The 10,363-nt window shown below is 56.0% G+C and carries 8 protein-coding genes; 5 read left to right on the top strand and 3 right to left on the bottom strand.

Features of this window, described 5'->3' with window-relative positions; translation table 11 throughout:
• Positions 1–504: 504 nt before the first annotated feature.
• A complete protein-coding gene (locus RS027_RS13000; RefSeq protein ID WP_399590022.1) occupies positions 505–1,884 on the bottom strand; it encodes an IS1380 family transposase in 1,380 nt (459 codons plus the stop codon).
• A 489-nt stretch (positions 1,885–2,373) separates the two neighbouring features.
• Between RS027_RS13000 and aptA the strand changes: the two genes are divergently transcribed.
• The 4 genes from aptA to RS027_RS12980 all read left to right on the top strand — a co-directional run bounded on the left by aptA (position 2,374) and on the right by RS027_RS12980 (position 7,627).
• A complete protein-coding gene (gene aptA / locus RS027_RS12995) occupies positions 2,374–3,678 on the top strand; it encodes an omega-aminotransferase AptA (protein ID WP_311957620.1) in 1,305 nt (434 codons plus the stop codon).
• A 26-nt stretch (positions 3,679–3,704) separates the two neighbouring features.
• A complete protein-coding gene (locus RS027_RS12990) occupies positions 3,705–5,201 on the top strand; it encodes a CoA-acylating methylmalonate-semialdehyde dehydrogenase (protein ID WP_311957618.1) in 1,497 nt (498 codons plus the stop codon).
• A 309-nt stretch (positions 5,202–5,510) separates the two neighbouring features.
• Complete coding sequence (locus RS027_RS12985; RefSeq protein WP_311957615.1) at positions 5,511–7,055, top strand: sodium/proline symporter; 1,545 nt, start codon at positions 5,511–5,513, stop codon at positions 7,053–7,055.
• A 62-nt stretch (positions 7,056–7,117) separates the two neighbouring features.
• On the top strand, positions 7,118–7,627 hold the full coding sequence (locus RS027_RS12980; protein WP_311957614.1) for a hypothetical protein: 510 nt from the start codon (positions 7,118–7,120) through the stop codon (positions 7,625–7,627).
• 171 nt (positions 7,628–7,798) lie between these two features.
• Here RS027_RS12980 and RS027_RS12975 read toward each other — a convergent pair whose 3' ends face one another.
• Together RS027_RS12975 and RS027_RS12970 are read right to left on the bottom strand one after the other, a co-directional pair.
• On the bottom strand, positions 7,799–8,899 hold the full coding sequence (locus tag RS027_RS12975; protein WP_311957613.1) for a DUF3541 domain-containing protein: 1,101 nt from the start codon (positions 8,897–8,899) through the stop codon (positions 7,799–7,801).
• Between the two features lie 146 nt (positions 8,900–9,045).
• The gene (locus RS027_RS12970) at positions 9,046–9,672 is read right to left on the bottom strand and encodes a PRC-barrel domain-containing protein (RefSeq protein WP_311957612.1); all 627 of its coding nucleotides are present in this window, start codon (positions 9,670–9,672) and stop codon (positions 9,046–9,048) included.
• A 218-nt stretch (positions 9,673–9,890) separates the two neighbouring features.
• Here RS027_RS12970 and RS027_RS12965 point away from each other — a divergent pair, with 218 nt between their 5' ends.
• Entirely contained in the window at positions 9,891–10,103 is a 213-nt protein-coding gene (locus RS027_RS12965; RefSeq protein ID WP_311957611.1) for a hypothetical protein, read from the top strand.
• Positions 10,104–10,363 lie beyond the last annotated feature (260 nt).

Raw genomic sequence — 10,363 nt, 5'->3', positions numbered from 1 at the left:
GGGGCCTGCATGGGTCTCCTTCGCATGTTGTTGTGTGTCGTAACTCACAACATGCATGACTCATGCAGGCTTTTTCAATCCTATCATGCTGATTTTATTACCCATTTCATGGGGATTCCTCAGATATTATACCGACATTATGCATGAAAATATTTGCCTAGGCACTTAGAAGATGTGCTATTGCAGCGTATGCTCATGTATTGCCATCAGGGCTTGTTGCTGCCTCGCCTGCCAAATCCCCACCAGCAAAGCATGGGGCAACAGCAATAAGCCCGCCTTATTCACGAGGGCGCTGATTGAGCGGTCTGAAGGTACTGGCTGTTGGCATTGCTTATCAGGATTCGCCTCTTCAGCGCGAGTGGCTGTTGAGTAATGCCAGAACGCAGCCCTTTTCCTACTTACTTATAGCTCTTTGGAATCAATGGCGGCCGTCCAAGCAGCCGTGATCGCCTACCGCCGCTCCGGTCGCTCGCTTTCTGATGCTGTGGTGGTCTCGCAGGAGCGTCAGCTCAGTGCGGTCAGCTTCGGCAACCCCTTCAGCAGCGTCGGCCACCACTTGTCGGCGGCGGCACCCAGATGAACGGTGATTCGCCGAGCGTGCAGTCTCAGCGTGGCGGCGACCTTCAGCACCTGCTCGCGCATCCGGCTGAGGCTCCAGCCTTGCCGGGTCTGCCGCTCCAGCAGGCAGCGCAGGCCATGCAGGACCTGGTAGGCGTAGAGGCTGAGCAGCAGGCTCACCTCGTTGCGTGCCATCACGTCCTGAACGGTGGAGGCGCCGCGATCGGTCGACGAGAGGTGCACGTCGAGCGCCGACTTCACCTCGCCCATGTGCGCCTCGGCGCTGCCGCGCTTGCGGTAGAGCGCCAGGACCTTCTCCGGCGGCCAGTCGAACTTGCCGAGGTTGGTGACCAGGAAGAAGGCATGCAGCAGCAGGTCATCGGGGCGTTCCTGCACCACCAGCACCACGCGACGCGGTGCCGACCAAGAGCCCGCTTGATACTCCAGATCGTGGCACCACTCGCGAGGCTGCTCGGGTGGCCGGCCGGGTGGCCGCTTCAGGTGCGGTGCCGCCAGTTTCTGCAGGCCGGAGTGACTGCGCAGTCGGCCCAGGTACTCGATGTCGCACTCTTCCAGGGCCTCCAGCGTCGCGTTGTCGGTGAAACCGGCGTCGATGCGCACCCGAACCTGGGCGCCGGTGCTCTCGTTGAGTCGCCGCACCAGATGCGGGATCCAGGTGTCGGCGTTCTCGGCCGGGCCGGCGTTGCCCTCGCGCAGTAGGCCGCCCACCATGTCGCCGGTTTCTGCCAGCGAGGCGACCAGCGGTGAATAGATCCGCGCGCCGTACAGGCCATGATAGGCCGAGCCGCCCTGGTGGCCGTGGACCTCGATCGGCAGGCCGTCGATGTCCAGCGTCAGCTGCTTGGGGCGCTCGCCGTTCTTCAGCGCGGTCAGGCGCCAGATCACCAGTCGCAGCAGGCCTTCGTGCACGGCATCGATATTGTCGCAGCGCCCGAGGCAGGTCAGCAGCCGCGACAGCGTGGCTTGAGAGGGCCGGTCCTGGGCCAGGGGCGTTGTCCCGCGCGCATCGCTGCAGGCCAGCTGCCAGAGCGGATCACGGCGCAGCGTGTCGGTATCGCTGAGGTCGATCCAGCCCATCGCACGCTGCAGCACCAGGGTACGCAACTGGCTGGCCAGCGAATGAAGGATGCGCAGCGGGTGGCGTCGATCGACCAGATTGTCTTCCAGCGCCTCAATCACGCCGCTGTTGTCGAGGGCCTCACGCAACAGCAGAGCGCCGCTGTCGCTGGTAGTGCGCTGGCCGCTCAGCTCAACACGGACAGCGCCGTTGCATGAGGGCGTCCAGGTGGATAGGCTTTCACCCATAGCGGATGGCTCTCTTGGTTCAGATTCTTGGCGGAACACACTGAATTTACAAGAGAATACCATCCGCTATCTTCGTTTTCGGGCCGGCCTCATGAATAAGCCGGGATAAGGTGATTTGGCGATGCTAGCTTCCTCAGCGCCTAACTTGTAACTCTCCAAGTCCGTATTTTCTCTTGGTCGTTTGAATACCTTACTTGATCTCTCAGCGTTGGCCCTCGGCTCTACCAGCGTCTTAACTGACACTCAGTCCTTGGAGCATAGACCGCATAATCGGCAAGCAAGGCGCCAGCGGAAACCCGGCGAGGTAAGCTAAGTTACGTCAATAAATGTTGACGTTAACGTGACAGAAAAGACCTTTCTCTTGCGTAAGGCCTGAGCCAAGCTAAATATTATGCAAGATACGAAAGGAGATCTTAGTCCATGTTTCAGACTCAGCAGACAGACCAGGTCGCGATTCAGGCGCAGCACAGGTTCGGCATTCAGCCGTCGATGGCGCTCAACCGGCACTTCTGGATGCCCTTCAGCAGCCATCGCGATTTTCATGCTAATCCCCGGGTGATCAAGGGCGCCGAAGGCCGCTACTTCATTGATGACCAGGGTCGGAAGCTGTTTGATTCGCTGTCGGGGCTCTGGTGTTCCGGCGCTGGCCATAATCGCAGCGAAATCCAGCAGGCGGTAGCCGCCCAGCTTGGTAGTCTGGACTATGCGCCGGGCTTCCAGGTCGGCCATCCGTTAGCCTTCCAGCTGGCGGAAAAGATGGCGAGCCTGACCCCGAAAGGGCTTGACCACGTCTTCTTCACCGACTCTGGGTCGGGGGCCGCGGATACCTCGGCAAAGATGGCCAAGGCTTATTGGCGACTCAAGGGCAGGCCTGAAAAAACTCGGCTGATCGGCCGCGCCAAGGGATATCACGGCGTTAATATCGGTGGTACCAGCCTCGGCGGCATCGGCAGCAACCGCAAGCACTACGGCCAGCTGATGGATGTGACCCACTTGCCGCATACGCTTCAGCCGCAGCTGGCGTTCACCCGCGGCCAGGCCGAGACTGGTGCGGAGCTCGCCGATGCGTTGCTTGATCAGATCGCACTGCACGACGCCTCAAGCATTGCGGCAGTGATTGTCGAACCCATGTCCGGTTCGGCCGGAGTGCTTGTGCCCCCCAAGGGTTATCTTGAGCGGCTTCGTGAGATTTGCGATGCCCACGATATCCTGCTCATCTTCGATGAGGTTATCACTGCCTTTGGCCGCTGTGGTGCGCGCACCGGTGCCGAGGCCTTCGGGGTCACGCCGGATATCATGACGGTAGCCAAGCAGATGACCAACGGTGCAGTGCCGATGGGCGCGGTAATTGCCTCGAACGAGATATTCGACACTTTCATGCACGCTGACGGGCCGAGTCATGCCATCGAGTTCTCCCACGGCTATACCTACAGCGGCCACCCGGTAGGCTGTGCCGCCGGGCTGGCAGCGCTTGAGCTGTTCGAACGTGAAGACTTCCCCGCCCAGGTGCGCGCGATTGCCCCCACCTTTGAAGAGAAGCTGCATGCGCTGAAGGGCCATCAGCATATCGTTGATATCCGTAACTACGGTCTGGCCGGAGCCATCCAGCTGGCACCTCGCGACGGCGATCCGACGATTCGCCCCCGGGATGCCCACCTGGCGCTATGGGAGGCCGGCTTCTACGTGCGCTTTGGCGGCGACACCCTGCAGTTCGGTCCGCCGTTTGCGTCGACTCCCGAAGAGCTCGAGCGGCTGTTTGACGCGGTCGCCACGACGCTGGATCGATTGGACTGATTTAAGACACCACACAGGAGACAACGATGGAACAGGTTACGCATATGATCGGCGGCGAGCGGCTCACCAGCCGCCGCACCCTCGAAGTGGCCAACCCGGCGACCGGACAGACGATTCGTCAATTATCCTGCGCCGATAGTGCTACCGTGGAACAGGCCGTGGCGGCCGCTGAGGCCGCCTTTCCGGCCTGGCGCGATACGCCGCCGGCCAAGCGTGCCCAGGTGATGTTTCGCTTCAAACAGCTGCTAGATACCCATGCCGATCGCCTGGTGCAGCTGATCAGCGAAGAGCATGGCAAGACCGTGGAAGATGCCATGGGTGAACTCAGGCGCGGCATCGAGAACGTCGAATACGCTTGCGGTGTACCCGAGCTGATCAAGGGTGAGTACTCCCACAATGCGGGACCCAATATCGATGCCTGGTCCAATTTTCAGCCGTTGGGCGTAGTCGCCGGTATCACGCCGTTTAACTTCCCGGCCATGGTGCCGTTGTGGATGTACCCCATGGCGATCGCCTGCGGTAACACCTTCATTCTGAAACCCTCGGAGAAGGACCCGAGCTCGTCAATGGCGATCGCTGAACTGCTGGAAGAGGCCGGCGCTCCCAAGGGTGTGATGAACGTGGTACACGGCGATCGCGAAGCGGTGGAAGCGCTGCTCGACGCGCCCGCCGTCAAGGCGATCTCCTTCGTCGGCTCCACCCCCATCGCCGAAAGCCTCTACGCGCGCGGCTGCGCCAACGGCAAGCGGGTACAGGCGCTGGGGGGCGCCAAGAATCACGCCGTGGTGTTGCCGGATGCTGATATCGACAACGCTGCCACCACCCTGATGGGAGCTGCCTACGGCAGCGCCGGCGAGCGCTGTATGGCGATTTCGGTGGCCGTATGTGTAGGCGACGAGACCGCCGATCGGCTTATAGAGGCAATGCAGCCCAAGATTGCTGAGCTCAAGATTGGTCCCGGAACTAATAAGGGACTAGACATGGGACCGCTGGTCACAAGTGAGCATCGCGAGAAGGTCACGGGCTATATCGAGGAGGGAGTTCGTGCCGGCGCCGAGCTCTTGGCCGACGGGCGCGGGTTAAGCGTTTCCGGCCATGAAGATGGGTTCTTCATCGGCGGCACCCTGTTCGATCGTGTGACGCCGGAGATGCGCATTTATCAGGAGGAGATCTTCGGCCCAGTGCTGTGCGTAGTGCGGGTAGAGGACCTGGACGAGGCGATCGAACTGACCAATGCTCACGAATACGGCAACGGTACCTGTCTGTTCACTCGCGACGGTGAAGCGGCGCGCCGTTTTGCCGACCGGATTGAGGTCGGCATGGTCGGCATCAACGTGCCGCTGCCTGTGCCGGTGGCCTATCACAGTTTCGGCGGTTGGAAGCGTTCGTTGTTTGGCGATTTGCATGCCTATGGTCCCGATGCGGTGCGCTTCTATACGCGGCGCAAGGCTGTCTCCCAGCGCTGGGCGGCGCCGTTCGAGAAGGCTCACGCCGAGTTTAACTTTCCTTCTAGCGGTAGCTGAATAACATAAGCTGAATAATGAGCGCCTTATGGCGCTCATTGTATAGCAGTTTATTAATTGCTATTAATTATTATAAAAATATAGAAATATAGGAGTAAACCATGTTTGGGTTACCCACTGCTACCACCTTCTTAGTCCTAGGTATTCCTATGTTTTGGATACTCTATACACTCGGGTTTCTTTGGATGACCCGCGACTGGCCTACCTCTAGAAATGAGAAATAAATAACTGAAGTACACCATGTTAAGATTGTTCATGCAGTGTAATATTTTTAATTAAAACAATAGCAAAAAATTAAGGAAGTGCAACATGAATATGACGGTTCTCTTCTTTCTTGGTTTGTATTTTTTAGCAATGATTGCGATTGGCCTGTGGTCTATGCGACGAGGTGCTGGACAGAGTATGGAAGGTTATTACCTCGGTGGTCGTAATGTGGGGCCTTTAGTTACGGCCATGACAATGCAGACTACATCAATGAGTGGATATATGTTTCTGGGGGCTGGATCGCTTGGGTATACTCAAGGCTACTATGGATTTTGGTATGCGGCCGGCGATATTGGAGGTGGTGTAGTCAACCTTTCTGTTATTGGTCGACGTATGCGTAAGCTATCACAGATAATGGGGGCTTTAACTTCCATTGAGTATCTAGAGAAGCGTTATCCCTCAAAGTGGGTTCGATTGGTGGGCGCTTTTTTATCGATATTTTTCTTATCTTTCTACGTTTTGGCTCAATTTATTGCTGGCGGAAAGGGACTCGAACTCGTTACAGGATTACCCTATGAAGCATCTTTAATTATAGCTGTGACTGTGATTATTGCCTATACCCTTATGGGTGGTTACAGTGCGGTGGCTTATACGGACATGGTGCAGAGCATTATTATGCTAGTTGGAATCATGTGGGTGCTGATTGCGGCGCTGCAGAATGTCGGTGGTTTAACTGCTGCCAACGAAACTTTGGCAGAGATAGATCCAACATTATTATCGGTATGGGGCCGCGATTTATTGTATGAAGGGCAATGGGGAATGGTCATAGGTGCTGTATTGATTTTCTCAATTGGTTATATGGGTTGGCCGCATGTAGTGACACGCCATATGGCGATGAAAAATCCTAACACCGCTAGGCGAGCGGGTGTATATTCTACAATATGGAATATAATGTTTGTAAGCTCTCCTTACTTACTTGGTATTTTAGCAATAATAATTTTGCCTAATTTAGATGATCCAGAACAAGCTATCTTCACGATGGCTAGCACATTACTACCATCGGCAGTAGTAGGCATCGTTATGGCAGCGATTATGGCAGCGATTATGTCAACTGCAGACTCTATCTTGCTGCAGACTGGCTCGATTGCGGCACGTGATCTTTATGAGCGATTTATCAACCCGAACATGGGAGAGAAACAAATGGTTAATGTTTCTCGCTTGATCGTGCTAGCAATTGGGATAGGTGGCATTCTTGCAGCACTTATCGAACCGCCAGCGGTATTTGCCATCGTAATATTCGCCACTTCGGTCTTGGGCAGCGCTTTCCTGCCTGCCTATGTGGGAGCAGTATGGTGGCGTAAAGCTAATACGCCAGGGGCACTAGCATCGATTGTGGTAGGAGGAAGCATATCCTTCTTATGGCAATATCTCGGTCTTGATGGACCTACTGAAATGCATCCTATGTTAGTTGGAGTGGTGCTCTCTAGTCTGACAATGATTGCCGTCAGTTTGGTCACTCAGCGTAGCCATCCGGTGCCGGAACATATCCTTCATGCAATGGAGGAGACCGCTGAGTTACGTCCTCTTCCGAAGGGACTGCGAGCCAACCAAGATTTCACTATGGCACACGAAGCCATGTCATTGACCTAAATAATTTTTGCCGGCATATTTTGTCGGCATTTTTCACCATTAACTTTAATATAATGAAGGCTATGGAATTTCAACTGCTATTAGAAAAGAATCCACTATGGATAAGCCCATCGTTTTCACAGGAAGAAGCCGTATATTGTGCTGAGAAATTACAGAAAGAGCTAAGTATTCTATCGATCAAGCCGGTTGGTTTTCCCTACGCTTTGTTCCAGTTCTCATGGGAATACCGAAACTGGTCAATGCATTATACCGAATTACTATTTTGTTTGGTCGACCGCTGCCACGGCGTCAGCGCTTCGCTTGAAGCAGCGCCACTATCTCAAGCTCCAGCTAATATTATTTGCCCTCCAGCACTTTTTGACATCTCAACTTTAGAACACACCGCTAGACGCCAGGCTATGCAAGTGCAGCGAGGGCGACTACGCCGCCGCAGTGATATGCGATTGGTTGACCAAAAAAATATACTCAAGCCACTATGGCGCATCGATGCTGAGCTGCCCGGCTATGATAAAATTAAACTATTAATCGATGGGCTTTCTGGCGGCTATTACCTGCTTGAGGGAGCGGATTGAAATTTCATATTTGGGTTCCATAAATACCTGAACTGAAGCTGCCGTGGGATCGATACCTGATCTCAGGAGATAGTGGTTTATAACATGAGCTGCTATCTGAGGAGGATTCATGGCTCAGGAGCTTCATTAACGAGCCAAATCCATGCACGTCTGTGATTCAAAGTGCTGCAATTATTCTATGAAACCAGGAGGTTTCAAGTTTTGAAGCACCGGCCCGGGGTACAGGCTATCCGGCCAATCCAGCAGCATGATGGCCAGCACGTTGCGGTGCTCGCCCCGGACGAGATCAGTATCGCCGTCTTCGGCGGGGATCATGCGGGCGGCGGGGTTGTAAGCCTGCAGCAGCGCCGTGCGCAGGCGCGTAACCGCCGGGTGCTCGGTTTGGCCGGCGAGCAGGAAGCTGATGCCGACTTCGGTGTAGATATCCTCCTTGGTGCGCGCGAGGATGGGATCCAGACCGGCGGCAAACTCGTTTAGTGCCCAGTGAAACGCCTCGGCTTCCACCGGCTTTTGGTAGTAGCCGCTGGCGGCAATGACGAAGTGGGTCATGCCGTAGATCTTGTTGCGGTATTCGGCCCGGGATAGCGCGGCGTCCTGAGCCGGCGGATACTGTTCACGAAACGCCGTCGTGACCTCGGCGCGCCAGTCGGCAATGCCCAGGTCGTAGAGGTAGTACGTCAGGTTGGCGACCTGGGCGGCGTAGACGGCCACGACGTCGGCATTGAGCAAAAATGAATGGAAATCGACGCTTTCCAGGTAGGCCAGCGCCTGCTGATACTCGGGCAGGTCGTGTTCGTTCAGCAAACCGTAGGTTTTGGCCTGCACCAGGTCAAATGCCAGGCTCTTGGCGTAAATGACCTCACCCCACCGGGCGAGCATGCGCTTGCGGCGCTGCTTCTTTTCGCTGCTTGTCGGGTAGTCGGCTATCGCTTCGCGCGCCCGGCGTTCGGCATAGCCGGGTGTTTTCAGCGCTGCGGTTTCTTCACGGAGCTTTTTGATCAGGCGCCGGCCGTAGGCGCGGTTAAGGGGCAGGTAGCGCTCGTCTCCGGTGGTGCGATAAAGCCGCTGGGCGTAGTGGCGCTGCTTGCTTTGGGGCAGCTCGGTTAGGGCGGTTTCATAGCGCGTCCGGATCGCTTCAGCGGTGGCTTCAGAAGCGATGGCGTCAGGATTGGCAGGTACCGGAAACTGCGTAGCGCAGCCGGCGGCCCAAGGCACCGTCAGCAGTAGCCAGAAGATAAAGCCCGTCAATCGGGAAAGAGGTAGACCACGCACGTCATCAAGCCTCCTGCTCATAAAACGATTAGGGAGGTCATGAAACATGGCCCCCAAGTGCCATCGTGACATTGGGGGCCATGGGAGCTCTCGTTAGCTGCTTGTACTTACGTTTTGTACTTACGTTTTGTGCTTACGTTTCGTGCTTATTCCTGCGCGGGATCCTGGGTCTGCTGCTGCTGTTGTTCTTTCTGCTTCTGTTCCTGCTGTTCTTGCTGCTGCTTTTCTTCTGTCTTGTAGGGCTCGGCGTTATCGAGATCTTCCTTGTCGATTGAGGTCTTTACCTGATAGCTGGCATCGTCTTCAGCCGGGGCAATTTCGACGGCGTCCCAGGAAAGGGCAACCTGCTTTTCTCCCATGCCCAGAAAGCCGCCCACGCCAACGACGATCCCGACGACCTGGCCTTCCTGGTCCATAATCAGGTCGGAAATGGAGCCGATCTTGTCATCGGAGGCGTTAACGATATTACTGCCAACCAGTTGATCCGAGCGAATCTGGTCTTCGGCTTGCTTGGCCATGAACATGTCGCTGGAGGCCGTGCTATCGGCAGACGACTGATCTGCCTGATTCTCTTCAGCCTGATCCTCTTCTGCCTTTTTCTTTTCCTTGCTCTTCTGCTCCTGATTCATGCCTTCAGCATCGGCGTTTGACTGCTGAGCCTCGGCTTGCTCTGCCTGTGCCGGGTCATTCTCTGGCGCCTTGTCGCCCTCCTGCGCAAGCGCAGCCCCCGACACCAGCAGTAAGCTAAAAATGCATGCCTGAACTTTTAACATGGTTTTTCTCCTTGAGTGTCAGCAGCGCCTCATCGGCCATGAAAACCGAATCAGACGTGCCCGATTCCTTCACAAAGCCTTCCATCGCCTATCAGCGATTCCCTTTTTAACTAATAGGTTAGGGGCGCTGAAGTGTCAAGGAAGTGAAAAATAGGAAATGCGCATGAAGAGAGCCGTCGTCAGTCGCGGTCGTACCGATAGCTGTCGCGGTGGTGCCTGTGCTGATGATGGTTCTCTTGCCGATGATGGTCACGATGGTGTCTTTGCCGATCGCCACGGCGATTTTCCTGACCATGCCGGCGATGGTGTTCGTACCGATTGTCGTCGCGACCTTGCCCACGGTGATGGTGCTGCCCGTGCCGGCTGTCATCGCGGTAGCTATCGTGGTGGCGGTGCTGGCTGTCGTGGCCGTAGCGCTGTGGGCTGTTTGAAGACCGAGTGTCGCTCTGATGGGCCATGGCGCCACCGGCTGCCAGCATAGTAGCAACGGCGAATACAGCGAGCGGTTTCTTGTGCATGGGATTTTTCCTCCTGCTGACAGCGCAGCTGGTTGGCTATTCGTCGTTTTAATTGGGTAGGGGCCGGGGTTACCCCCGGCGCCCTCCCACACCACCGTACGTACCGTTCGGTATACGGCGGTTCATGAAGAACGGCTAAGCCCTCTTACCGTATCGAGTACCGAGATCAGGCC

The organism is Halomonas garicola, assembly GCF_031935715.1.
Lineage (GTDB): Bacteria > Pseudomonadota > Gammaproteobacteria > Pseudomonadales > Halomonadaceae > Vreelandella > Vreelandella garicola.
This window is presented reverse-complemented; position numbering and strand designations above follow the sequence as displayed.